The organism is Neoaquamicrobium sediminum (assembly GCF_013240295.1).
Lineage (GTDB): Bacteria > Pseudomonadota > Alphaproteobacteria > Rhizobiales > Rhizobiaceae > Aerobium > Aerobium sediminum.
Map to the genome: position 1 here is coordinate 1777783 of NZ_JABETK010000002.1, position 22840 is coordinate 1800622.

Here is a 22840-nt window from a genome sequence, read left to right on the forward strand (position 1 = left end):
GCGGGCACCGCATGAACTGGTCGCTCTCCTTCGAGCCGCTCGTGTCATGGGGCTGGATGGCGGCGATCCTGCTCCCGGTGGCCGTGCTTGCCATCGTTGGCCTCGCGCTGCGACAGCGCGGAGCGTTGCTGCGGCTTGCCGCCTTTGCGGCGCTGGCCATCGCCTTGCTCAACCCTGTGCTGCTGGACGAGGAACGCGATCCGCTGCAAAGCGTCGTCGCTCTCGTGGTCGACCGCAGCCAGAGCCAGGACATCGGTGACCGCGCGGAGACGACGGAGGCCGCTGTCGAAACGTTGCAGGCGCGCCTTGCGCGTTTCCCGCAATTCGACTTGCGGGTGGTGGAGGCCGGGCGCGCAAGCGCTGCTGACGACCGCACGCAGACGCGACTTTTCGGCGCTCTCGACAACGCATTCCGCGACGTGCCGCCGTCGCGGGTCGCTGGCGCGATCATGATCACCGACGGGCAGGTCCACGACGTGCCTGCGCAGGTCGATGAATCGGGTGCGCCGCTGCACGTGCTCGTCACCGGCGAAGAGGACGAGTTCGACCGCCGCATCCGGTTCGAGCGCGCGCCGCGCTTCGGCATCGTAGGGCGGCCTGTGGACCTGACCTACCGCGTCGTGACCACTGGGGACGAAGAAGGGCTGATCGACGTCCGGGTGCTGGTCAATGGCGAGATCGTTTCGGTGGAGCAGGCGATCATCGGCCAGGACATGCCGCTGGAGCTGATCGTCCCGAACGCCGGCAAGAACATCGTGGAACTGGTGATCGACACGGCACCGGGCGAGCTCACCGACACCAACAATCGCGCCATCGCCATGCTTGACGGCATTCGCGAAAACCTGCGCGTGCTGCTCGTCTCCGGCGAGCCGCATGCCGGCGAGCGCACCTGGCGGAACCTGCTCAAGTCCGACACTTCGGTCGACCTGATCCATTTCACCATCCTGCGCCCGCCGGAGAAGCAGGACGGAACGCCGATCAATGAACTCTCACTGATCGCCTTCCCGACTCGCGAGCTGTTCGTCGAGCGCATCAACGACTTCGACCTGATCATCTTCGACCGCTACCAGCACCGCGACGTGCTGCCGATCCTCTATTACGACTACATCGCCGAATATGTGGAAAATGGCGGCGCGCTGCTGATCGCAGCCGGCCCCGAATATGCCGGCAACCAGTCCATCGCGCGTACACCGCTGATGTCTGCACTTCCCGCGATGCCCACCGGCACGGTTGTCGAGCAGGGCTTCTATCCGCGCCTGACAGACATTGGCCAGCGCCATCCGGTGACGCGCGGGCTCGAGGGTTCGGCCGCCGAGCCGCCGCAATGGAGCCGCTGGTTCCGGCAGATCGACATCCAGTCCCCCGAGGGCGAGGTCGTCATGAACGGTGCCGGCGACCGCCCGCTGCTCGTGCTCAACCGGCGCGGCGAAGGACGCGTCGGCATGCTGTTGTCCGACCAGGGCTGGCTGTGGGCGCGCGGCTTCGAGGGCGGCGGCCCGCACGTATCGCTCTATCGGCGCATGGCGCACTGGCTGATGAAAGAGCCGGAGCTGGAGGAAGAGCGCCTCACCGCCTCCGGCCGCGGCATGACGCTCGACATCACCCGTCAGACCATGAGCGACGATCCGGGACCCGCGACGGTCGTCTCTCCGTCCGGCCAGTCGATCGACGTGACGCTTGAACCGTCGACGCCGGGCCAGTTCACCGGCAGCGTCGAGACCGACGAGATCGGCCTCTACCAGATCGGCAATGGCGATCTGACGACGCTTGCCCATGTCGGCCCGGTCAACGCGCCGGAATTCCAGGATACGGTGTCGACGACCGAGGTGCTGCGGCCTGCTTCGGAAGCATCGGGCGGTAGCGTGAGGCGTCTGGCGGCAACGCTTGCCGGCGGCGTATCCGTGCCCAATGTCGTGCCGGTTCGCGCGGGCGGCGAGGCTTCGGGCCGCGACTGGATCGGCCTGCGCACCACCAATGACAGCGTGTTGCGCTCCGTCAGCCGCGTGCCTCTGTTCGCCGGCTTCTTCGGCCTCGCCCTGCTGCTGATGGCGCTGGGCGCGATGTGGTATCGGGAAGGAAGGTAAGTAATCAGGTGAGTAGGGCATTAAGGCAGTAGGCAGCCGGACATATTGCCCTACTGCCCTATTCCCTTATTCCACTACTCCGCCGCCTTCAGCCTCTTACGCTCGACGGGCCCGCTGGCAGCGGCAGTGCCCGCATGCCCCACCTCCCCAGCAAACCCTGCCAGTGCACCCGACTTCAGTTGCGCCGCCAGCAGCCGCCTCGGATCGACCGGCCGCGGCATGATGAGCTGGCCGTTCGGCACCACCACGTCGAAGCCCAGCGGGGCGTAGTATGGCGCGTCGCCGACGAGTATGACGAGGCCCCAGCCGTCCTTGCCTGCCGCCTCCAGCGCGATCGCGACAAGCTTCTTGCCGATGCCCAGATTCTTGTAGGCCGGCCGCACCGCCAGCGGCCCGAGCAGCAGCGCGGTGGCACCACCGGCCGCGATCGGCGTCATGCGCACCGATGCTACGACCTTGCCGTCCACGAGCCCGACGAAGGACAGGTCGCGCCGGTGCGGCCCGCCCTCGCGGATCTTGTAGGCAGCGCGCGCGAAGCGACCCGGCCCGAAGGCTTCCGCGTTGATGTCTTCGATTTCGGGGTCGTGCGCGGCAAGTTCCTGCGCGTAGGCGACGTCAAGGCTCATGGTCGTATCCTGTTTGCAAGCGTGAGAACGGTTGATGCGGCAAGCGCCGCCAACGCCCCTGGGGGCGTTCAGCCAATTCGTCGTCGCTCGAAACGGATCGTGGTCACGGCAGTCTCCTCCGCCCGGATAGTCCGGACGAAATTTCCGCTAGCACCAAAACCGCCGGTCCGCAATCGCAGATTCTCACGCGTGGTGACGAACTGTTCATCGCCCGGCGCATTTCCCGGAGGTGGGCACGTGCCTAGATTGGAAGGAACACAGCAAGGAGCAATGCAATGGGACGTCTCGTCGACGGTATCTGGAAAGACGAATGGTACGACACGGGCAGCGACGGCAAGTTCAAGCGCTCCGAGTCCCAGTTCCGTGACTGGATTACGGTCGACGGCAAGCCGGCGGAAGGTCGCGAACGAGGCTTCAAGGCGGAGCCCGGTCGCTATCACCTCTACGTTTCCTATGCCTGCCCATGGGCCCACCGCACACTTGTCTACCGCAAGCTGAAGAAGCTCGAGGACGTCATCTCCGTCGACGTCGTGCATCATTTCATGGGTGAAAACGGCTGGACCTTCGTGGAGGAAGACGGTGCCACAGGCGACACGCTCTACGGCAGCGAGTTCCTGCACCAGATCTACACCCGGGCCGACCCGACCTATTCCGGCCGCGTGACGGTGCCGGTGCTGTGGGACAAGAAAGAACAGACGATCGTTTCCAACGAGTCGTCCGAAATCATCCGTATGCTCAATTCAGCCTTCGACGCGTGGGGCGACGCGTCGGTCGATCTCTCGCCGGCACATCTGCGGCGGGAGATCGACGCAGTCAACGACCGCGTCTATCCGGCGATCAACAACGGCGTCTACCGCGCGGGCTTCGCCACCACGCAGGGCGCTTACGAAGAAGCTTTCGACGAACTATTCGACGCGCTCGACGATATGGAGCAGCGCCTCGCCCGCAGCCGCTATCTGGTCGGCGACAAGACAACGGAAGCGGACTGGCGGCTTTTCACGACCCTGATCCGCTTCGATGCGGTCTATTATTCGCACTTCAAGTGCAACCTCCGGCAGATCCGCGACTACCCGAACCTGTCAAACTATCTGCGCGATCTCTATCAGGTGCCGGGCATCGCTAGCACGGTCAACATGCTGCACATCAAGGCGCATTATTATGCGAGCCATGAAACCGTGAACCCGACGCGCATCGTGCCAAAGGGCCCGGAACTCGACTTCACCGCGCCGCACGACCGCAACCGGTTCAGGAAAGCAGCCTGAGGAGCCTGCCGGCGGCTACCAGTAAGCCGCCGTTGGTTCGCCTGCGAACAGCTCCGCAATGCGCCGGCGTGTCGCCGGCGTCGTTTCCTCCGGCAGGGCATCGATCGGGAAGAAGCCCGCTTCGGCGACTTCGGCATCCGGCTTCTTCGGCGCCGTCTGTCGATAATCCGTAATGAGATACACCGCGACATGATCGCGCCGGCTCGATTGTCTGTTGAAGTGAAGAGACTTCAGAACGGGCATCGAGAGCAGCTCGATATTGGCTTCTTCCACCAGTTCGCGCCCCAGCGACTCAAGCGCCGTCTCTCCGGCCTCCACCCCCCGCCGGGAAAATGCCAGCCCGGCACATAGGTGTGGCGCACGAGAAAAACGGCATTGTTGCCGGCGTCATGGATGACCCCGCGCACCCCGAACGTCATCGGTCGGCGCAGCAGGAACCAAGCGTGAAAAAGCCGTCCACGCAGCCGTGCCCATACGCGTTGGCGCATGAATGGAGGTTCGTCGTCGCTCACCGGCAAGCCTCCGAGATATTTGGAGACAGGTGCGGCATCCCGGCGCGGCAGATCCGCTTTTCGCCGAAATGCGGTTCCCACACTTCGCGCTCATGCTCTAAAGAATAAGGATGTTCAGGCTTGCACATCTTTCCGACATCCATCTCGGCCCCCTGCCCGACCTAGCCTATCGCGACCTCGTCTCCAAGCGGATAACGGGCTACATCAACTGGCGCCGCCATCGGCGCTCCAACCTGCACGAAGGCATCATCGACGCCATTGTCGCCGACCTCAAGGCTGCGGAACCCGACCACATCGCCGTCTCGGGAGACCTTATGAACCTCGCCCTGAGTGGCGAGGTAGAGCTCTCCCGCCTCTGGCTCGAGGCGTTGGGCGCGCCTGACAAGGTATCGGTTGTGCCCGGCAACCACGACGCCTACGTGCCCGGCGCGCTCGACAAGGCCTGCGCTGCCTGGGGTCCGTGGATGCATGGCGATGGCATGGAGGAGCCGGCCCGGCGCGGCGCGTTCCCTTTCATGCGCGTACGTGGAACTGTCGCCGTGATCGGCGTCTCGTCGGCACGCGCGACCGCGCCGTTCATGGCAAGCGGCTTCTTCGGCGACGGCCAGGCGGAACGGCTGGGGCGACTGCTCGACGAGGCCGACGCCCAAGGCTTGTGCCGTGTCATCATCATCCATCATCCGCCGGTGCGCGGCGCAGACCCCGCTCACAAGCGGCTGCTCGGCATCGGCCGCTTCCAGAAGGTGATGCGCAAGCATGGGGCGGAACTCGTGCTGCACGGTCATACGCACCTGCCGACCACGCACCGCATCGAGGGGCACAAGCGCGACATTCCTGTCGTGGGCGTTGCCGCGGCCGGCCAGGCGCCGAAGGGCAAGCGCCCGCCCGGGCAGTACAATCTGTTCGAGATCGGCGGCGATGCCGGAACGTGGCGCATAGCCCTGACGCGCAGGGGACTTTCGGACGACGGTACGAAGGTCCAGACGATCAAGACCGAGTTGCTGGCGGAGTAGCGCGCTCCCCGCATCCAAAGTCAGAAAGAACGCCCCAGCATATCCGCAACCTGCGGCCACGACAGCATCAGGATCACCGCCACGCCGACCAGCCCGCCGAGCAGGATGATACCGAGGCCGCGCAGGACGGTCGAGCCCTTCTTTTCCTTGTCATTGTCCTGAGACACATAGAGGCGAGGGTCGAGCAGGGTCACCTCGCCTTCCAGCATCCGCCGTCGCTCGATGACCCGTTCGGCGATGTAGCGCGTAACCTGGTCCGCGACCTTGTTGATATCGCTCGACTCGGCAAGCACCACACGTCCCAGCCGCGTATCGCGCAGGAACCGGTAAGTGCGACGGTCACGCCCCATCGTCACATGGGCGACGGAATCGATCCACAGGCGCGGCTGTGCGCCGGCGGAGATGGCGAAGTCGAAGCGTTCGTCATCCTCGTCCACATCGGCGAAAACGGGTTTCAGATCCTCGGCCAGCAGTTCCAGCCGCGTGCGCTGCGCCTCACGAATGTCGACGACGACATCGTCACGGTCGGCGACCGCGTTCTTCACGTCGCGGATCGCCTCGGCAAGGCGGCTGCCCACCTTCTGGTGCTCGGCATTCATGTCCTCGACTGGCTCGCTCATCGGCCGGCCTCCAATGCTTGGTTAAGCAATCGTTAACACAGACAGTCGGCGAAATCACGGCGCAACCGATTTTGCGCACCGCTATCGCAGCCTTAAGTCGCCTCACTCGCGGAGGCCGGCCGTACGACGGATGATTGTCAGCATCTCGTCGGGTGCTTCGTCGGGCAGCATATGGCCGATATCGGGAAACAGATGAACCGCGAAACGCCAGGGCAGCCCCTGTGCGTGTCGTGCGGGCAGCACGTTGTCGAGCCCGCCCCAGACGACGCTGACCGGCATGCGAAACGCTTCCAGCCGTTCCCTCGGAAGCAATCCCTGCCGGCCGTCCCGCACCAGTCCGGCCGCGATGGCGATCAGCTTCTCGCCGGCACCGGGTGCTGCGCGCGCGGCGAGCGTGTCGGCGATAACCGTATCGGAAACAGGCGACATCCAACCGTACATCGCCTCCATGCAGGGGCGCAGCTCAGCTTCGTCCCGTGCGGCCGCGTAGCGCGTCAGCAGGCGGTGGTTGATCTCGGGTCCGAAACCGCCCGGCGATAGCAATGTCAGCGAGGCGACCCGCGCAGGCTCCAAGATGCCCATCAGCGCGGCAACCGCGCCGCCCATCGAGTGGCCGACGAGATGAACGCGCTCCAGTCCGCGTGTGGCAAAATCCTCGAGCAGCGACTGCGCCGCGACTTTTGCCGATCCGGCTTCGGGATAGGCAAGCGAAGCACCATGGCCCGGCAGGTCATAGGCAAGGGTGACCGCACCGTCCGCAAGACGCTCCTGAACATGCGTCCACGCCGCGTGGCTGCCGCCGAAGCCGTGCAGCAACGCGATCGTTTCACTGCCGCTGCCCAGTTCCCGCGCGAAAAGCGCCATGCTCCACCTCCCGGAATCAACAATTAAAGGAAGCGGACGTTTCCATGAACGCGGGTTCGGGTAAAGGTATCGTGGGCTAGCTTAGCTTGCGCCCATCAAACCGGCTGCCCTGAGCGTCTCGACCAACCGGTTTGTCAGGCTTTCCGGATAGTTGCCCTTGCGGAAAAATGCCTCGGGATTGGCCGCGAATGCGGAATTGCCGGCGCGAAGCCGACCCAGGAGTGCGTCCACTTTCTCCCTGTCGCCGAGTTCGTAGGCAACCACGAGCCGCGCCGCGAGGTAGTGGGCTCGGTCGCTCGACGCCAGCGGGCTGACCGCGCTGGAAGCGGCTTCCATCTCGCCAAGCATGAAGCGCCCCAGGAACAGACCATAATCCCACCAGGTCGGATGCGCGCTGGCTGCCATCACCGCGCGATGCAGGATAGGCGTGCCGGCGGCATAATCGCCCGCGAAGATCTGGGCGTAGCCGTAGGATGCGGCCATGCTGAGATCGAACTCGTTCAGTGCGTAGGCTTTGTGAACCCAACGCATTGCTTCGGACAGGTTGGCGGTGCGCGACAACACATAGCCCATCGCCCTGTGGGCCGACGGGCTGCTGGGCGCGAGCTGTACGGCGCGGCGCGCGTAGTCGAGCGCCTGCTGCTCCGATGCCTGTTCGGGATAGTCATATCGATTGACGATGCTCTGCATGTGCAACGCCGCCAGTTCCGCATAGATCAGGGCGGACGAAACCCGCGCTTTCCTGAGATCTTCGAAACACTCGTAGGCGGTGCGATGGGCATCGGCCTGCTGGTCGCGGTAGAAGGCCTCGTTGAGCGCCAGGCATCGCGCCAGCGGTGTTTCGGCCCGGTTCTCCGCCAGATCGGCATACAACACACCGGACACGGAGGCGACCGTCGTCAGCAGGTCGGCGACGATATCCTCGATTGCCCGCTGATCACGATCGGCAATTGCAAGATTGCGCGACAAGACCACCTTGCCGTTGGACACATTCTGCAGTTCGACATGCACCTCGCCCGGCGTCGAGGCTTGCCCGACCAGAAACAGGAAGTCGGTCCGGCGAACCTTGCCGCTCTTACCCGGCTGCATCGGCGGCGCGATGACATGCACCGTATCGAAACCACTGAGGCCGCGCCGCACCGCCGCGGCAATCCTCTCCCCGCCGTAGTCGCCCGCTTCAACGCTCATGTAGACCGATGGCAAAAGGTCGCCAGGCACGGAACCCGTCGTATCGCTAAACCCGAACGGTGCCGCGGCGCGCTGGACGCCTTGGGCACCCACTGCCCCTGACGATGGAGGTGCGAAACTGCGGTAGCCAACCACGCCGCCCAGAACCGCGAGCAGAAGAAGACCGATCGCGAGAAACGGCAATGCTCGCCGGTTGGCCGTCTGGCCGAGATTGTTCTGTTCAGGTGCCGCCACACCTGCAACGCAGGCTACGGTGAGATCCGCTACATGATATTCCGGCACGTAGCTGCCACGCGGCACCGATATCCGCAGCGGGTCTGCAGCCCCGTCGCCTTCGTAATACTGTTGCAGTAGATCCCGCAGTCGCCCCGCCTGCACCCGAACCACGGTGTCGGTCGCCGGATCGAACTGGTCGTCCTTGTGGAAGACGTCGACCCCGATGGAGAACCCCTTGAGGCGATCCGCGTTGCCGGCGACATCCTGTTCCACCAGATAACGCAGGAGATCGCGCGCGCGCTCTGACCTGGCGAACACGTCGCTCGCAAGAATACGCTCCAGCGCGTCTCGAACCTGATCGGCGGGGGCATGATACGCCGCAAGCTTCGGCCCTTTCCCTGGCAGAGAAAGCTAAGGGAGCCGTATCATACGCGCGATTTTGTCCCGAACAAAACCATAAGCAGTTGATAAAGTGCGCCGTCGGCGCAACTGCTTGTCGCGCCGACGAAAAACTTTTGCAGCCGCTTGAGCCGCCGTAACGTCAGCCGACGATCCGGTTAGCCGCCGACACTACCGCCTCGAGCGAAGCCGCGACGATGTTGGTGTTGATTCCCGCACCGAAGATGCGCCCGCCCGGGTGCTCGACCTCCATGTAGCTGATCGCGGCCGCGTTCGAGCCGCGCTGCATGGAATGCTCCGAGTAGTCGAGGACCGACATTTCGATGCCGAGGTGGCGCGAAAGCGCGTCGACGAAGCCGTCGATCGGTCCCGTTCCCGTGCCGGTGATGGTGATTTCCTCGCCATTGTCGGTCACCACCGCCTCCACAACGCGTCGCCCCTTGGCCGACGTGTCCGGAAAGGTCTGGTGGTCAATGAACTTCAGCCGCGCGCCGGGCTGGTCGACATAGACCTCGAGGAACCGTTCGTGGATGCGCTTGGCAGGCACTTCCTTGCCCTCGGCGTCGCTGATCTGCTGGATGTCCTGGCTGAACTCCACCTGCAGGCCGCGCGGCAGATTGAGGCCGTAATCAGCCTGCAGCACATAAGCAATGCCGCCTTTGCCCGATTGCGAGTTGATGCGGATGATCGCCTCGTAGCTACGGCCCACGTCCTGCGGGTCGATCGGCAGATAGGGCACTTCCCATTGGGGTTTGTTGGCGGTCTTGATCGCCTTCATGCCCTTGTTGATCGCATCCTGGTGCGATCCCGAGAAGGCGGTGTAGACGAGCTCGCCGACGTAAGGGTGACGCTCGGGGATCTTCATCTGGTTCGAATATTCGAACACGTCCTTCATCCGGTTGATGTCGGTGCAGTCCAGTTCCGGATCGACGCCCTGCGTGTACATGTTCAGCGCCAGCGTCACGATATCGACGTTGCCGGTGCGCTCGCCATTGCCGAAGAGTGTGCCTTCCACGCGGTCGGCGCCTGCCATCAGGCCGAGCTCCGTCGCCGCGATGCCGGTGCCGCGATCGTTGTGCGGATGCAGCGAGACGATCAGGCTGTCGCGATTGTCGAGGTTGCGGCACATCCATTCGATCTGGTCGGCGTAGATGTTGGGCGTCGCCATCTCCACGGTTGCCGGCAGATTGATGATCAGCTTGTTGTCCGGCGTCGGCTTCACGATCTCGGCGACCGCGTTGCAGATTTCCAGCGCTACCTCGAGCTCGGTTCCGGTGAAGCTTTCGGGCGAATACTCGAAGCGGTATCCACCACCGGCCTTGGCGGCCATGTCGGTGATCATCTTCGCCGCGTCGGTGGCAATCTGCTTGATGCCGGCAACATCCTTGGCGAACACAACGCGCCGCTGCAACTCACTGGTCGAGTTGTAGAAATGCACGATAGGCGTCTTCGCCCCCTCAAGTGCCTCGAAGGTCCGGCTGATCAGCTCTGGCCGGCACTGCACAAGCACCTGCAGATCGACATCGGCAGGCACGTTGCCTTCCTCAATGCACCAGCGGGCGAAGTCGAAATCGGTCTGTGATGCAGACGGGAAACCGATTTCGATCTCCTTGAAGCCCATGTCGAGCAGGAGCTGGAACATGCGCGCCTTGCGGTCGTGCCCCATCGGGTCGACCAGAGCCTGATTGCCGTCACGCAGGTCGACGGAACACCAGATCGGCGCCTTCTCGATGCGCCTGGCCGGCCAGGTACGGTCCTTGAGGTCGATCGCGGGATAGGGCTGGTACTTTACCGGGGCGTCGCCCATGCCCTTTCGCGAGGCATTGGGCGCGATGCGGCTTTGCTCGTTCATCGTCTTGTCTCCAGCGCCAGCCGGGCTTTCATTGCCACGGCGCGGGCGCGCTTCCATCTTTGTTTCGCAACTGGTTCGGCAAGGAGCTGGCGCCGGCGTCGGCAAATCGACCGCCGGGTGCTCCTTCAGCGAGCCCGGCGATCGCCGCTAAGGCCGAGAAGGAGAAGCGTGGAGAAGAGCGCGCGCACGGTCTCGCCCGCAAAAGCGGTCGAACGTGTCGTGTGAGAGGCGCTGCGCTTGGTCATGAGCGGTTCAATAGACGATGCCGTGCCGGCTGGCAAGTGTACGCGAGCAGCGTCTGCCCGCGCTCACACCCGACCGTTTCTGGGCAGGTGATTTCGATAGGGCCTGGCCGGGTCGACCTCGTCCCACGAGCCATCGAGGGCCGCGTAAACGCTCTCGGGATCGAAACCCATGTCGCGAATGACATGAACAGGAAGCCGCGACAGTTTCACGATCGTCCGCCGTTCCTCACGGTGAGCGAGCATCGCCTGCCAGCCCGCCAGCAATGTGCCGAGAAAGTCGTACCGCGCTCCACGAAAAGGCACGGGTCCCCGAAGCTCCATCACAGACATCTCAACACTCCACCGAATGAGCGCGCAAAATTGAACCGGTTCATCAGCCGTGCAGATCTGCGGTTTGAACCGGTTCAAAGATACGCCTTGCATTCCCGTGGTCAAGAATTATTTTGAACCGGTTCAAGTCCGCGCCGAAATCAAGGACTTGAGACCGAATTTGTGAGACGATTGCCCTGATGGGAAAACTGATACTCGACAAAAGCCCCAAACTGGCCGACGTCGCGAGGGCGGCGGGCGTTTCCAAGGGAACGGCTTCGAATGTCTTCAATCGGCCGGAAATCGTCAGCAAGGAGGTTCGCGAACGCGTCCTCGCGGCGGCCGCTTCCATCGGCTATAGCGGACCCGATCCGAAGGGCCGCCTGCTGAGCGCCGGCAAGGTCAACGCGATCGGCGTCGCGACCGTCGAGCCGCTCGGCTATTTCTTCACCGACCCTTTCGCCCGCGTGCTCATGACCGGCATCACCGAGGCGTGCGATGCCAACGGCACCGGCATCTCGCTGGTCTCTGCGGCGAACGAAGATGAGCTGATCTGGAATGTCCGCAACGCGCTGGTGGACGGCTTCATCCTGTTTTGCCTGGAAGGCGCGGAGCGCCTCATCGATCTGTCGCGGGAACGTCAGTTGCCGTTCGTGGCGCTTGCCTTCGGACATCGCGACGAGACCATTTCGGTGGTTGCCGTCGACAATGTCGCGGGCGCCCGGGTCGCTGCCCGGCACATGGCAGAACTCGGCCATCGCGACTTCGCCATTCTGGCCATGGAGTTTCAGGAAGGCGGCTTTGGCCGCGCAACCGCAGAACGCATCTCAGGGTCGACATTCTCCGCCTCGGGCGACCGGGTGAAGGGCTATCTCGACGAGCTCGCAGGTTGGAACATCGACACATCGTCGATCCCGGTCTTCGAGACGCTTGCAGACGAGGCGACCGTTCATCCGGCACTGGAGGAACTGTTTTCCTCACCCACACCGCCGACGGCCCTGCTCGCACAATCCGACCGCATCGCCTTCATTGCGATGGACTGGCTGCGCGCGCGGGGGATCTCCGTGCCGGGGAGGTCTCTGTCATCGGGTTCGATGGCGTTCCCGAATGCGAGCGGTCGACCCCTCCCCTCACTACCATCCAGCAGCCAATCGCCGAAATCGGCCGCCGCGCGGTAAAGGCCATTCTCGATCACGGACACGAAGTCTGGCGCGAAACGCTGGACATTGAACTCGCTGTCCGCAAGTCGACCGCCCCGCCGCCGGCCCGGCGTATCCGTTAGCTGGCCTACCGGACAGCAGGCAGCAAAGCGTCGGCTGAAATACGTCCGCCGCCGTAAACGACAAGCGCCAGCGCCATGGCCGCCCAAGGCAGGTGGAAATTGGCCCAGCCATCGGGAATCGTGAGTTGTATGACGGCGGTCATCAGCAACACCCCGAACGCGGCAAAGCGTGTGAACAGGCCGGCCACGAGCAACACAGGAAAGACGATCTCGCCAAGAGACGAGCCCCATGCCGCAAGCGTCGGAAACGGAAAATCCAAAGCCTGTCCGAACACATGCAGCTTGAATTCGTTCGCGAAAAGGTAGTTCACCGACGGCGCCAGGCTCAGAAAGCCGTCCCATTTGGTGAGACCTGACCGGAAGAAGGGAACTGCCAGCGCGATACGCAGGACCAGTAGCGCCAGCGACGGCGGTATCGACGCGAGCAACGCGTCAAAACGGTGCAGCAGACCGGTGCCGCGTTCCACCACGGTATTCATCAGAACGTCTCCTGGCTGTTGACTTGCAGTCCCGAAATAGCACCCAGCGAGATCAGACCCGCCAACGCCGCTCCAGGATTGAAATCGCTGTTGCGCCTGCCTGCCTCTTCGGCGGCATCGCCGATCGTATCGCCGGCAAGCAGCGCGGTAATGAAGGGCGCGTCGACCGCGGGCAGGATCGATGCCTTAACCTCCGCTTCGGGGCGCGTGACAAGAACGGTTTGGGCCATCGCCGTTGCACACCGGCGCGACACGCTCTTGCTGGTGCGCGGCCCAGATCGAACCGATGGCATGGCTGGACGCGAGCAGACGTGTCGCCGGGTGCGCGATCAACCGTGTGTCGGGAAGCATCTCGGAAGCAACGGCCGCGAGGCTCTGCAACCCGATCGGGTCAGCGTCAGCGGCATGGTAGGCTTCGCTCCACGCATATTCGAGGCGCGCAACATCTGCGAGATAGGCAAGCGAACCTGCCGGGGTGAAGCTGGCTATGAAGTCCGAGAAGCTGGCGCCGTAGCGGATCAGGACTGCGTCTTCCGGCTTGTGGACCGCCACATAAGCACGCGCCATGGCACGGAAGAACGTGTCCCCGACAATCCGGTAAACAACGGGAAAGGCCCGCACCAACGCCTCGACCAGGCTGACATGCACATTGTTGCGATAGACTGCGAAGCGCAGCCTGTCCGGCTGCCCGCGTGCACTCGTCAGGCCTTCCGGCAGCGGAAGTTCCGGGTCCGCCAGTGCAGCCGCAAAGCGGGCCTCGAGAGTGCCGTGTTGCATCATGCCACCCGACGGCCGATGTCCGGCAGACGCGCAAGTGCATCGTCGACCCGTTCGGCTTCCGCGCTCAGTGTCGGAAAGTCAGGAACGTCATTGTCCCACTCCACCAGCGTCGGCATTGGTCCCGTGCGGCCGAGCGCGAATTCATAGAGCGCGAGGACGTCGTCACGCACGGTCGAAGCGTGCGCATCGATTGCCAGTCGCTCGCCCGCTTCGTCAGCGGTCTCATCGTATCCGGCAAGATGGATCTCGCCGACACGCTCGACGGGAAAGCGGCGGATGTAGTCGTACGGATCCAGCCTGTGGTTGATCGCCGAGACCATCACATTGTTGACGTCGAGCAGCAGCCCGCAGCCGGTGCGCTCAGAAATCGTTCGCAGAAAGTCGATCTCATCGATCGTGCTTTCCTCGAAAAGCAGGTAGGTCGACGGGTTCTCGAGCAGCATGCGCGTGCCGAGCGCTTCCTGTACCTGGTCGATGTGCGCGCAGATGCGATCCCGCGTTTCGTTGGTATAAGGCAAGGGCAGTAGGTCGTTGAAATAACCGCTTTCGTGTGTCGACCACGCAAGATGTTCGGAGAAGGATGCCGGGCGATAGCGCTCGATCAATTTTTTCAGGCGACCAAGATGCGTCTTGTCGAGTTCGCGGCTGCCGCCGATCGACAGCCCGACGCCGTGCAGGGACAGCGGATAGCGCTCCGCAATGGCCGAAAGGTAGCGATGCGGCGGACCGCCCTCGCCCATGTAGTTTTCCGCATGCACTTCGAAGAAGCCGATGTTCGGATTGCCGGAAAGTATGTCTCCGTAGTGTTCGGGTTTGAGCCCGAGACCGGCACGTTGGGGCAAGGTGTTGAAGCGCGTCATCCTGGCTTCCTTCGTCATGCATTTCGGGAAATTGCCGGGGCGCCTAAATCGGCGCCCCGGCGGCTGTCAGTCTCAGGAGGGAATGTCGCGGGTAAGCGCTTCGAGGCTGCCCATGCGGTTCTCGGGCAGTTCCATCGTTTCGCACGTGCCAGCCGGAACCAGCTTCCAGGCATTGCCCTGGTAGTCGACCTTGGACGTGCCGGCGCACGTCGTGCCCGGACCGGCGGCGCAGTCGTTCTGGCCGGCCATGGCGACGCCGTAGCACTTCTCCATGTTTTCCTTGTCCTGGGCCGAAGCGGACGAGACGGCGGCGGCGCCCATAGCGGTTGCAAGCGAGCTGGCAAGTGCGAGCGAGAGAATCTGACGGTTCATGTCCTGGATACCTCCATGTTGGCTGAAGCCTGCTTGGCTTCGTGACAGAAGCCGGGAGTGGCTTCATGCAGACCAATTCGATGGAGAAGCGAGCATGTTACAGCCGACTGTTCGGGACACGGCTTCGTGATGACTTCGTGAATTCGCGTGCGCTACACACGCTTGTGTTCCGCACTGAGAGAGTGGATTCGACAATTCGACCCGGTACTCTGTAACAAGTTGGCATCGTCGTCGCACGAATTGGAGACACGTATTGACGCCTCAAATGGATGCACGGCTTTCCGAATTGTTGCGGGCCGCGCTGGATGGCGACCAAGCGGCCTACGCCAATTTCCTGCGCGAGATCGCTGGATTGGTCAGAGCGACTATCGGCAGAAGAGTCGGATCATCGTCGGGATTGGACCCGGAGGATATCGTGCAGGAAACATTGCTGGCCATTCATCTCAAGCGCCACACATGGCGCGCCGACAGCCCGCTGGGGCCGTGGGTGCACGCCATTGCGCGCTACAAGATAGTGGACGCCTTCCGCCGGCACGGCCGGGCCGTTTCCGTCGACATCGATGACTTTTCCGACCAGCTCGCCAGCGAAGAGCAACGGACGGTCAGCGAACGCGACCTTGAACGCGCTCTGGAGTGCCTGACCTCCGGGCAGCGGGATGTGGTTTCCGCGATAAGCCTCGAAGGCAAGTCGATCACCGAGACGGCTACGCGCCTGGGCATGAAGGAAACGGCCGTGCGCGTCGCGCTTCACCGCGGCCTTGCCGCAATCGCGCAAAGATTTGGAGGTGGCGGCTGATGCGCACCGACGATCTGATAAAGGCGATTGCCGCCGACACCGGACGCAAGGAAGCGCCGATCGGCAGAACGTGGCTGCTTTGCGTGACGGCGGGTTTCATGCTCGCCGCGCTGGTCTTCAGCGTCCTGCTAGGGCCCCGGCCGGATTTTCAGGCGGTGCTGTCCACGATCCGCTTCCCGCTCAAGTTCCTGCTGGTTGCGATCCTGCTCGCCAGCACGATCCCGCTCGTCCAGGCGCTGGCGCGCCCCGGCGCGCGGCCGCCGATGTGGGCAGCACTTGCCGCCCCAACCGCCGTGGTGATCGCGGTTCTGGTCGAGCTGTCAGTGCTGCCGAGAGAGGCGTGGGTTTCGTCATGGATCGGCACCAATCTCTGGGTTTGCCTCACCTACATCCCGCTGATCGGGCTGGGGCCCTTGGCGATCATGATCGCGGCCCTGCGCAAGGGGGCGCCTACGCGACCCGTTCTGACCGGCGCCATGGCTGGCGTGGTGGCGGGCGGCGTGGCGGCGATGTTCTACGCCGCGCACTGCACCGACGATTCACCGCTTTTCGTGGCCGCCTGGTACAGCATCGCCATCGGCATCCTTGCGGGTGTGGGCGCACTTGCCGGTCGCTACGCGCTGCGCTGGTAGGCTGGCCGCCGCGGCGCATCACGCCGCGGCGATCGCCTCTACTTGTCGACGCCGCCCCAGATCGTCTCGGCGGTCTTGACCACCAGATCGAGCTTCCGCTTCTGGTCGTCCTCGGTGATCTTGTTGCCTTCCTCGGTGGAAGCGAAACCGCATTGCGGCGCGATGCCGAGCTGGTCGATGTCGGCGAACTTCGAAGCCGCGTCGAACTTTCGCTTCAGGTCCTCGAGGTCTTCGAGATCGCCCACCTTGGTCGTTATGAAGCCCGGCAGCACACGCTTCTTGCCCTTGGGCAGCAGGCGCAGCGGCTCCAGCCCACCGGCCCTCTCGCTGTCATACTCCATGAAGTAGATGTCGACGCCCGTCTTGTTGAAGATCGCGTCGGCGGCCGGGTCGTAGGCGCCCTCCGCCGCATAGGTCGACACGAAGTTGCCGCGGCACATATGCATTCCGATCACCATGTCGTCCGGCCGGTCCTTGATCGCCTCGTGCATCATCCATGCATAGCGGTCGATCAGCCAGTCCGGGTCCTGTCCTTCTTCCGCCTTCGCCGCGCGGTGCTTGGGATCGCAGAGGTAGGCAAAGAAAATATCGTCCATCTGCAGGTATCGGCAGCCGGCGTCGTAGAAGGCGCGCACCGCCTTGGCATAGGTGGCGGCAAGATCGGCGAACAGCGCTTCGGCGTCCTGATATTCCTTGGGATGGATGTCGGACTTCGCAACCCGAAAATGGCAGCAGCTCGGACCGGGGATCGAGATTTTCGGCATTACGTCAGTGGCGCCAGCCAGAAAGCGGTAATGCTCCAGCATCGGGTGATCGTCGGGGAAGTCGAGCTTTCCCGTGATGGTCGGGAAGATCGGGCGCAGCTTTACGCCGTGGAACTGCACGCCCTCGTCGCGCTCCTCAAGGTCGAGCCCCTGCAATTCGCCCATGAAATCGTAATGCCAGAAGGAGCGCCTGATCTCGCCGTCGGTCACGACCGGCAGCCCAGCGTTCTCTTGCATGCGCACGACGGAGCGGATCGCCTCGTCTTCAACCGCCTTGAGCTCTTCGGCGTCGATCGCCTTTTCCTCATAGTGGCGCCGGCGCGCATCCTTCACGGATTGTGGCCGGAGCAGGCTTCCGACATGGTCGGCGCGGAAAGGTGGCCTCAGCTTGGTCGACGGGGCGTTGGATACAGTGTTCATGGCGTCTCCTCCGAAATGCTGCAGATATGACTCGGACGCAGGCTCGCTAGCATGGAGCAGGCGCAAGCACCATCCACTTGACAGCTTGTTGTATACAGAACGTACTGGCGCGACGGAGCCCACGGCGATGTGCTAAGGACACGCCGATACGACACGAAAGGATGATGCCATGGCCCGCGAAGCGCGCCAGGAAAAGGGTTCTTCCCAGACGCTCAAGGCGGTTCTGGGTGTACGCGATCTGGTCTTCTCCGGGGCAATACCGCCGGGCGAACGTATGTCCGAAGTCAGCGTCAGCGAGCGGCTTGGCCTGTCGCGGACACCCGTGCGCGCCGCGCTCGCCCGCCTCGAGCAGGAAGGCATCCTCGATGCGATTCCATCGGGGGCTACTCCGTGCGGCTCTTTACCGAAGCCGACGTGATAGACGCGATCGAACTGCGGGGCGTGCTGGAAGGGACCGCCGCCCGCCTTGCCGCCGAGCGCGGCGTATCGCCGGCAAAGCTCGCCATTTTCAAGGCCCTCGTTCGTCAACTTGACGATGTCGTCGCCGTGCCGCCCGAAACGATGGACCTCGACGCCTATATTGCCCTCAACGCCGAGTTTCACGAGATGCTTGGCACGCTGTCGGGCAGCCGGATCGTCCAGCGCGAGATCGAGCGGGTCATGCACCTGCCTTTTGCTGGCCCAAGCGCGTTTCTCAACGCCCAGACCAGCGTGCCAGCCTTCCGCGCCTCGCTCGGCGTCGGCCAGGCGCAGCACCGCGCGATCACACTGGCAATCGAGATGCGCGAGGGCTCGCGCGCTGAAGCGGTGACCCGCGAACATGCGCGGCTGGCGCGGATCAACCTCGACTTCGTGATGAAGGACAAGGACCTGATCGAGCGCGTGCCGGGCCTCGTTCTCGTTGCGGGCTGACTCAGGCATTGAAACAGGTGCGGGCTTTCCCCGCGAAAAGTTCTATTATATAACAATCAGCGGTTCTTTTGGGAGGATACCTGACATGCGTAAGCTGAAATCGCTGCTTCTAGCCGCAGCCGCCCTTGGGGCGATGACTGCGGCATCCTATGCGCAGGAGGTGACGCTGCGCCTCCACCAGATGTTGCCGCCACAGGCGACGATTCCCGCCAAGGCGCTCACGCCCTGGCGCGAGAAAGTGATGGCCGATTCCGGCGGTCGCATCCAGATCGACCAGTTCGACGCGATGGCGCTCGGCGGCACGCCGCCTCAGCTCGTCGACCAGGTAAACGACAATGTCGTCGATCTGATCTGGACCGTCATCGGCTATACGCCTGGCCGTTTCCCATCCACGGAAACGTTCGAACTGCCGTTTTTCATGACCACCGGCGAGGCGACCTCCAAGGCGTTTCATGAATATTGCGAAAAACGCTGCGTCGACGAGTTTGCCGGCATGAAGGTCATTGCGTGGCACGCGCACGGGCCCGGCCTCATTCACTCCAAGAACCCGGTCAACAAGCTCGAGGACATGAAGGGCCTGAAGATTCGCGGCGGCTCGCGCGTCATCAACCAGATGCTCGAGGCGTTGGGCGCCACTCCGGTGGGCATGCCAGTTCCGGCGGTGTCCGAAGCATTGTCGAAAGGCGTAATCGACGCGACGACCATCCCCTGGGAGGTGACGCCGTCGCTGCGCGTCTCAGAGCTCGTCAAGAACCACACCGGCTTCTCCGGCTCGCATGGCCTCTACACGCAGACCTTCGTCTTCGCCATGAGCCAGGCTTCCTACGACAAGCTGCCCGACGACCTGAAGGCGGTGATCGACGCCAATTCCGGCATCGAGACGGCGGCGATGTTCGGCCGCGTGATGGACGAGGGCGATGCCGGCGGTCTCAAGATCGCCCAGGACCTCGGCAACAACATCATCACGCTCGATGAAGCCGAGACCCAGCGCTGGAAGGATGCCGCCGCGCCGCTGATCGATGCCTGGATCGCAGAGATGAGCGCCAAGGGGCTGGACGCCGAAGCAATGGTGACGGAAGCCCAGGAACTCATCACCAAGCACACGCCGGAGATGTAGGCGTCGCATTTGCTCGTGGCCGGCCCGCGTGCCGGTCACGGTGCTATTCTTCGACGATGACCAGTTCGAACGTGACGCAGACCGGATTGCTGCCGTGCGCGAGCAATCCCTCGTGGATGTCGCCGTTCATGTCGACCAGCGCGACGTCCAGTTCGCACCGACCCTCCGCTACCGTCCCGCGCCGCACCATCACCTCGGTCGCGTAGGACGGGACATGGGAACCGTCGGCAAAGTCGACGCCTACGAGACTGCCAACACCGACAACCGACGCATTCATGAAACCGTGGCTTTGGCAGACGCGTTCGATCGCCGCCGAAATATCGCCATTGGGGCGCATGGTGCATGCCAGCGCTCGCTGCCTGGAAGAAAATTCTCCATCGTCGGCTGCCGCCTCGGCGGAGAAAAGCTTGAAGTTGGTTTCGGCGTCGTCTTTCGCCACGAACATGACGCCGTCAAGGCCCCAGGCCCGCACATCGGTGTCCCTTGCCACGATCGCCTCATGCGGCAGCAGGTGGCCGGCACGCCGTTCACCGTCGTTATGCAGCCAGATGCCATGGCAATGGATGAACGGCTCGCCGTCGCGGATCCCCACGATCACCCCTGCGCCCTCCACGGTGACGACGCCGGCCGGCGAACGTGTGTCGCTGTACCAGGCGGCATGCGACGTATCAGGTGCAGCAGCCGGGATCACGTAGTGCATCGGCTCGATCGCGAGTCTGTCGAGATCGGCATAGCCGGATGCGTAGCCGGCCTGCGCCAGCGCGCCGGTCACCGCCATATTGACGCTCTGCCCTGCCCGCAGGCGCAGGACCAGCGGCACGGCGGTGCCGGCCGCGACCCTTTCCCGTACTGGCGCAACCGGGCCGGGATGGCGGATCGAACGCATCGCCATCAGCCCGCCAGCCCCGCCGTGACGAACCCGCCGTCGACAGCCAGCACCTGGCCGTTGACGTAGGCCGCATCGTCGGAAATCAGGAACGCCACCGCCGTTGCGATCTCGTCGGGTTGACCGTAGCGGCGCAGCGGCACCCGCTCGTGCCACTGGCGGCGGACATCGTCAGTGTGGACGGCACGCGCCAGCGGTGTATCGATCGGCCCGGGCGCGACAGCGTTGACGCGGATGCCGCTCGGCCCGAGTTCGTTCGCCATCACCAGCGTCAGAAGGTTCTGCCCGCCCTTGGACGAGCCGTAGGCGCTGCGCCCCTTGTTGCCCATCAGGCCGGAGATGGAGGTGATGTTGACGATCGAGCCGCCCTGCCCGCCGGCCAGCCAGATACGGGCAGCCGCCCGCGAGACGATGAAGGTACCGGTCAGGTTGACGTCGACGATGCGCCGGAAGTCCTCGACGCTGGTTTCGACCGCCGGCTTGTCCATGCCGATGCCCGCGCAGTTCACGACGCCGGCCAGCGGCCTGTCGGCGGCGATGCGCGCCATGGCTGCCTCGACGGCGTCCTCGTCGGTCACGCTCAGCGCCACACCGTGCTCGCGTGGCAGGGCGAGTGCGTCACAAGCCGCATCGAGCGCCTCGCGGTTCAGGTCGAGCAGCCATGGGTGCCAGCCGCGTTCGTTCAACAGGCGGGCAGTCGCGAACCCGATGCCGGACGCCCCGCCGGTGACGACGACGGCCCCGCTCACGCCGCCGGCTCCTGCGCGCGCTCGCCGAGCTCACCGCGCCGTTCCAGCTCCTCGCGGATCAGTTTCTTGGCGATCTTGCCGTAGGCGGATTTCGGCATCTCCGGCCAGAACACGAAGCGCTTCGGCATCTTGTAACGCGCAATCTTCGTTTCCAGCCAGGACCTGACGTCGATGTCGGCTGCGGCCAATCCCTCCCGCGCCACGCAGACCGCGACGCCGACCTCGCCCCAGACGGGGTCCGGCACGCCAAGCACCGCCACCTCGCTGATGGCGGGGTGCTGCAGGATCTTTTCCTCGATCTCGCGCGGATAGATGTTCGAGCCGCCGGAAATGTACATGTCGGAAGCCCGGCCGGTGATGTAGACGAAGCCGTTCTGGTCCATGTGGCCGAGGTCGCCGGTGCGGAACCATCCATTGCGGAACGACTTCGCGTTGGCTTCGGGGTTGTCGTAATAGCCGGCAAAGACGGCCGGGCCGACGACGCAGATCTCGCCGGTCTCGCCGGGCGCGACCTCGTCTCCGTCGTCGTTCTGGATTTCGACCTGCATGCCAGTGCGCTCGAAGCCGCAGGTGCCGATGCGCGCATGCGGACCATCATCCGGCGTGTGGAACGCCGGGGGCAGCACGGTGATATTGCCCGTCACTTCGCCCAGCCCGAAATACTGCACGAGCACCGGCCCGAGCGTGGCGAGTGCCCGCTTCTGGTCCTCGCGATACATCGGCGCGCCGGCATAGATCACGTAGCGCAGCGAGGAACGGTCGATCTTTTCGACGGCGGGGTCCTCGATCAGCATCTTGAGGATCGTCGGCACGGTGAAGAGATTGGTCACGCGCCACTTCTCGATCAGAGACCAGACGGCGCCCACTTCCAGCTTCTCCGAAGCAGGCAGGATCGTCTTGACGCCATGCGCGACCTGAACGAGCTGGTGCACTCCCGCGCCATGCGAAAGCGGCGCGACCACGATGGAGGCGTCGTCCGGCCCGGTGCCCGGCATCAGGTCGCACAGATGGTTGGTGATGACGAACGCCATCTGGCCATGCGTCAGCACTGCGGCCTTGGGCCGGCCGGTCGTGCCGGACGTGAAGAAGAACCAGCATGGATCGTCGCGGTCGACCGCAGCACTACTCACCCTGGCGCCCTCATGCCGGGCGACGATCGCTTCGTAGTCTTCGCCGAACGTGGAGCCGCCGATCGAGATGACGAAGCCGATCTGCGGCGAAGCCTGTCGACAGGCCGCCGCATGATCCGCAAAGGCTGCGCCGCAGATCATCCCACGCGCGCCGCTCGCCTGCGCTAAATAGGCGACATCCTCCGGCGTCTGGCGGTAGTTGGTCGGCACCCAAACCGCACCAACGCGGAAGCAGGCGAACATGGATTCGAACATCTGGTTGCAGTTGGAAGATTGAACCAGAATGCGGTCGCCCTTGGTCACACCGAATTCGGAGACGAGCGCTGCGGCCATGGCATCGACCCGCGCCTCCATTTGGGCCCAGCTCCAGCTCCGCTCTCCCCAGACAAAGCCGATACCCTCGGGGTCCCGCCGCGCCGCCTGCGTCAGGAAGTGCGATAGGTTCATCACCCGCGTCGAGCTCGGCGTCAT

Annotated in this window: 23 protein-coding genes and 2 pseudogenes; 9 read left to right on the forward strand and 16 right to left on the reverse strand. The window is 63.9% G+C overall.

Annotation, left to right across the window (positions count from 1 at the left end):
• Positions 1-11: 11 nt before the first annotated feature.
• Positions 12-2084 carry a hypothetical protein gene (locus HK436_RS20605; protein WP_173192759.1) on the forward strand — a complete coding sequence of 691 codons (2073 nt, stop codon included), beginning with the start codon at positions 12-14 and terminating at the stop codon, positions 2082-2084.
• A gap of 74 nt (positions 2085-2158) precedes the next feature.
• Here HK436_RS20605 and HK436_RS20610 read toward each other — a convergent pair whose 3' ends face one another.
• Complete coding sequence (locus HK436_RS20610) at positions 2159-2710, reverse strand: GNAT family N-acetyltransferase (protein WP_173192761.1); 552 nt, start codon at positions 2708-2710, stop codon at positions 2159-2161.
• 275 nt (positions 2711-2985) lie between these two features.
• Between HK436_RS20610 and HK436_RS20615 the strand changes: the two genes are divergently transcribed.
• Positions 2986-3972, forward strand: a complete 987-nt coding sequence (locus HK436_RS20615; RefSeq protein WP_173192763.1) for a glutathione S-transferase family protein — start codon at positions 2986-2988, stop codon at positions 3970-3972.
• 15 nt (positions 3973-3987) lie between these two features.
• Here HK436_RS20615 and HK436_RS20620 read toward each other — a convergent pair.
• Positions 3988-4460: pseudogene (locus tag HK436_RS20620) on the reverse strand (NUDIX domain-containing protein).
• 134 nt (positions 4461-4594) lie between these two features.
• On the opposite strand from HK436_RS20620, the gene HK436_RS20625 reads away from it, so the two are divergent.
• Positions 4595-5497 carry a metallophosphoesterase family protein gene (locus HK436_RS20625; RefSeq protein ID WP_173192765.1) on the forward strand — a complete coding sequence of 301 codons (903 nt, stop codon included), beginning with the start codon at positions 4595-4597 and terminating at the stop codon, positions 5495-5497.
• A gap of 20 nt (positions 5498-5517) precedes the next feature.
• Here the strand turns inward: HK436_RS20625 and HK436_RS20630 are convergent, their stop codons facing one another.
• From HK436_RS20630 to HK436_RS20650, 5 genes are all read right to left on the reverse strand, one after another.
• The gene (locus HK436_RS20630; RefSeq protein WP_244649074.1) at positions 5518-6117 is read right to left on the reverse strand and encodes a hypothetical protein; all 600 of its coding nucleotides are present in this window, start codon (positions 6115-6117) and stop codon (positions 5518-5520) included.
• 102 nt (positions 6118-6219) lie between these two features.
• Positions 6220-6981 (reverse strand): alpha/beta fold hydrolase, encoded by a 762-nt coding sequence (locus HK436_RS20635; RefSeq protein ID WP_173192767.1) that lies wholly within the window; start codon positions 6979-6981, stop codon positions 6220-6222.
• An 81-nt stretch (positions 6982-7062) separates the two neighbouring features.
• The gene (locus tag HK436_RS20640) at positions 7063-8703 is read right to left on the reverse strand and encodes a tetratricopeptide repeat protein (RefSeq protein ID WP_173192769.1); all 1641 of its coding nucleotides are present in this window, start codon (positions 8701-8703) and stop codon (positions 7063-7065) included.
• Positions 8704-8926: 223 nt separating this feature from the next.
• On the reverse strand, positions 8927-10591 hold the full coding sequence (gene leuA / locus HK436_RS20645; protein ID WP_173193684.1) for a 2-isopropylmalate synthase: 1665 nt from the start codon (positions 10589-10591) through the stop codon (positions 8927-8929).
• Positions 10592-10944: 353 nt separating this feature from the next.
• Positions 10945-11211: a hypothetical protein gene (locus HK436_RS20650; RefSeq protein WP_173192771.1), complete on the reverse strand. Its 267-nt coding sequence runs from the start codon at positions 11209-11211 to the stop codon at positions 10945-10947.
• A 179-nt stretch (positions 11212-11390) separates the two neighbouring features.
• Here HK436_RS20650 and HK436_RS20655 point away from each other — a divergent pair.
• Positions 11391-12472, forward strand: a pseudogene (locus HK436_RS20655) (LacI family DNA-binding transcriptional regulator).
• Between the two features lie 5 nt (positions 12473-12477).
• Here the strand turns inward: HK436_RS20655 and HK436_RS20660 are convergent.
• From HK436_RS20660 to HK436_RS20675, 5 genes are all read right to left on the reverse strand, one after another.
• On the reverse strand, positions 12478-12951 hold the full coding sequence (locus HK436_RS20660) for a DoxX family protein (RefSeq protein WP_173192773.1): 474 nt from the start codon (positions 12949-12951) through the stop codon (positions 12478-12480).
• A complete protein-coding gene (locus HK436_RS31585; RefSeq protein WP_244649076.1) occupies positions 12951-13181 on the reverse strand; it encodes a hypothetical protein in 231 nt (76 codons plus the stop codon). Before HK436_RS31585 ends, HK436_RS20660 begins: the two co-directional genes overlap by 1 nt.
• Positions 13138-13731: an HvfC/BufC N-terminal domain-containing protein gene (locus HK436_RS20665; protein ID WP_244649078.1), complete on the reverse strand. Its 594-nt coding sequence runs from the start codon at positions 13729-13731 to the stop codon at positions 13138-13140. Before HK436_RS20665 ends, HK436_RS31585 begins: the two co-directional genes overlap by 44 nt.
• Positions 13728-14591: an MNIO family bufferin maturase gene (gene bufB / locus HK436_RS20670; RefSeq protein WP_244649080.1), complete on the reverse strand. Its 864-nt coding sequence runs from the start codon at positions 14589-14591 to the stop codon at positions 13728-13730. The genes HK436_RS20665 and bufB overlap by 4 nt, the downstream gene beginning before the upstream one ends.
• 72 nt (positions 14592-14663) lie before the next feature.
• Complete coding sequence (locus HK436_RS20675) at positions 14664-14963, reverse strand: BufA1 family periplasmic bufferin-type metallophore (protein ID WP_173192776.1); 300 nt, start codon at positions 14961-14963, stop codon at positions 14664-14666.
• Between the two features lie 253 nt (positions 14964-15216).
• Here HK436_RS20675 and HK436_RS20680 point away from each other — a divergent pair, with 253 nt between their 5' ends.
• A complete protein-coding gene (locus tag HK436_RS20680; protein ID WP_173192778.1) occupies positions 15217-15759 on the forward strand; it encodes a sigma-70 family RNA polymerase sigma factor in 543 nt (180 codons plus the stop codon).
• Positions 15759-16391: an NrsF family protein gene (locus HK436_RS20685; RefSeq protein WP_173192780.1), complete on the forward strand. Its 633-nt coding sequence runs from the start codon at positions 15759-15761 to the stop codon at positions 16389-16391. Before HK436_RS20680 ends, HK436_RS20685 begins: the two co-directional genes overlap by 1 nt.
• A gap of 38 nt (positions 16392-16429) precedes the next feature.
• On the opposite strand, the gene HK436_RS20690 is transcribed toward HK436_RS20685, so the two are convergent.
• Complete coding sequence (locus HK436_RS20690) at positions 16430-17575, reverse strand: 5-methyltetrahydropteroyltriglutamate--homocysteine S-methyltransferase (protein ID WP_173192781.1); 1146 nt, start codon at positions 17573-17575, stop codon at positions 16430-16432.
• 169 nt (positions 17576-17744) lie between these two features.
• On the opposite strand from HK436_RS20690, the gene HK436_RS33635 reads away from it, so the two are divergent.
• From HK436_RS33635 to HK436_RS20700, 3 genes are all read left to right on the forward strand, one after another.
• On the forward strand, positions 17745-17993 hold the full coding sequence (locus HK436_RS33635; RefSeq protein ID WP_376769179.1) for a GntR family transcriptional regulator: 249 nt from the start codon (positions 17745-17747) through the stop codon (positions 17991-17993).
• Positions 17966-18487 carry a GntR family transcriptional regulator gene (locus tag HK436_RS20695; RefSeq protein ID WP_376769180.1) on the forward strand — a complete coding sequence of 174 codons (522 nt, stop codon included), beginning with the start codon at positions 17966-17968 and terminating at the stop codon, positions 18485-18487. The genes HK436_RS33635 and HK436_RS20695 overlap by 28 nt, the downstream gene beginning before the upstream one ends.
• An 85-nt stretch (positions 18488-18572) precedes the next feature.
• A complete protein-coding gene (locus tag HK436_RS20700) occupies positions 18573-19604 on the forward strand; it encodes a TRAP transporter substrate-binding protein (protein ID WP_173192782.1) in 1032 nt (343 codons plus the stop codon).
• Positions 19605-19647: 43 nt separating this feature from the next.
• On the opposite strand, the gene HK436_RS20705 is transcribed toward HK436_RS20700, so the two are convergent.
• The 3 genes from HK436_RS20705 to HK436_RS20715 are packed head-to-tail and all read right to left on the reverse strand — an operon-like array spanning position 19648 to position 22840.
• Positions 19648-20496 carry a PCC domain-containing protein gene (locus tag HK436_RS20705; RefSeq protein ID WP_206680552.1) on the reverse strand — a complete coding sequence of 283 codons (849 nt, stop codon included), beginning with the start codon at positions 20494-20496 and terminating at the stop codon, positions 19648-19650.
• Positions 20496-21239, reverse strand: a complete 744-nt coding sequence (locus HK436_RS20710; RefSeq protein WP_173192783.1) for an SDR family NAD(P)-dependent oxidoreductase — start codon at positions 21237-21239, stop codon at positions 20496-20498. Before HK436_RS20710 ends, HK436_RS20705 begins: the two co-directional genes overlap by 1 nt.
• The gene (locus tag HK436_RS20715; RefSeq protein ID WP_173193688.1) at positions 21236-22840 is read right to left on the reverse strand and encodes an acyl-CoA synthetase; all 1605 of its coding nucleotides are present in this window, start codon (positions 22838-22840) and stop codon (positions 21236-21238) included. The genes HK436_RS20710 and HK436_RS20715 overlap by 4 nt, the downstream gene beginning before the upstream one ends.

What these genes read in the sequence shown, in the direction of transcription:
- HK436_RS20605 (WP_173192759.1), top strand. Translation starts at nt 12, where the DNA reads ATGAACTGGTCGCTCTCCTTCGAGCCGCTCGTGTCATGGGGCTGGATG.
- HK436_RS20610 (WP_173192761.1), bottom strand. Translation starts at nt 2,710, where the DNA reads ATGAGCCTTGACGTCGCCTACGCGCAGGAACTTGCCGCGCACGACCCC.
- HK436_RS20615 (WP_173192763.1), top strand. Translation starts at nt 2,986, where the DNA reads ATGGGACGTCTCGTCGACGGTATCTGGAAAGACGAATGGTACGACACG.
- HK436_RS20625 (WP_173192765.1), top strand. Translation starts at nt 4,595, where the DNA reads ATGTTCAGGCTTGCACATCTTTCCGACATCCATCTCGGCCCCCTGCCC.
- HK436_RS20630 (WP_244649074.1), bottom strand. Translation starts at nt 6,117, where the DNA reads ATGAGCGAGCCAGTCGAGGACATGAATGCCGAGCACCAGAAGGTGGGC.
- HK436_RS20635 (WP_173192767.1), bottom strand. Translation starts at nt 6,981, where the DNA reads ATGGCGCTTTTCGCGCGGGAACTGGGCAGCGGCAGTGAAACGATCGCG.
- leuA (WP_173193684.1), bottom strand. Translation starts at nt 10,591, where the DNA reads ATGGGCGACGCCCCGGTAAAGTACCAGCCCTATCCCGCGATCGACCTC.
- HK436_RS20650 (WP_173192771.1), bottom strand. Translation starts at nt 11,211, where the DNA reads ATGTCTGTGATGGAGCTTCGGGGACCCGTGCCTTTTCGTGGAGCGCGG.
- HK436_RS20660 (WP_173192773.1), bottom strand. Translation starts at nt 12,951, where the DNA reads ATGAATACCGTGGTGGAACGCGGCACCGGTCTGCTGCACCGTTTTGAC.
- HK436_RS31585 (WP_244649076.1), bottom strand. Translation starts at nt 13,181, where the DNA reads ATGGCCCAAACCGTTCTTGTCACGCGCCCCGAAGCGGAGGTTAAGGCA.
- HK436_RS20665 (WP_244649078.1), bottom strand. Translation starts at nt 13,731, where the DNA reads ATGATGCAACACGGCACTCTCGAGGCCCGCTTTGCGGCTGCACTGGCG.
- bufB (WP_244649080.1), bottom strand. Translation starts at nt 14,591, where the DNA reads ATGACGCGCTTCAACACCTTGCCCCAACGTGCCGGTCTCGGGCTCAAA.
- HK436_RS20675 (WP_173192776.1), bottom strand. Translation starts at nt 14,963, where the DNA reads ATGAACCGTCAGATTCTCTCGCTCGCACTTGCCAGCTCGCTTGCAACC.
- HK436_RS20685 (WP_173192780.1), top strand. Translation starts at nt 15,759, where the DNA reads ATGCGCACCGACGATCTGATAAAGGCGATTGCCGCCGACACCGGACGC.
- HK436_RS20690 (WP_173192781.1), bottom strand. Translation starts at nt 17,575, where the DNA reads ATGAACACTGTATCCAACGCCCCGTCGACCAAGCTGAGGCCACCTTTC.
- HK436_RS33635 (WP_376769179.1), top strand. Translation starts at nt 17,745, where the DNA reads ATGGCCCGCGAAGCGCGCCAGGAAAAGGGTTCTTCCCAGACGCTCAAG.
- HK436_RS20700 (WP_173192782.1), top strand. Translation starts at nt 18,573, where the DNA reads ATGCGTAAGCTGAAATCGCTGCTTCTAGCCGCAGCCGCCCTTGGGGCG.
- HK436_RS20705 (WP_206680552.1), bottom strand. Translation starts at nt 20,496, where the DNA reads ATGGCGATGCGTTCGATCCGCCATCCCGGCCCGGTTGCGCCAGTACGG.
- HK436_RS20715 (WP_173193688.1), bottom strand. Translation starts at nt 22,840, where the DNA reads ATGACGCCGAGCTCGACGCGGGTGATGAACCTATCGCACTTCCTGACG.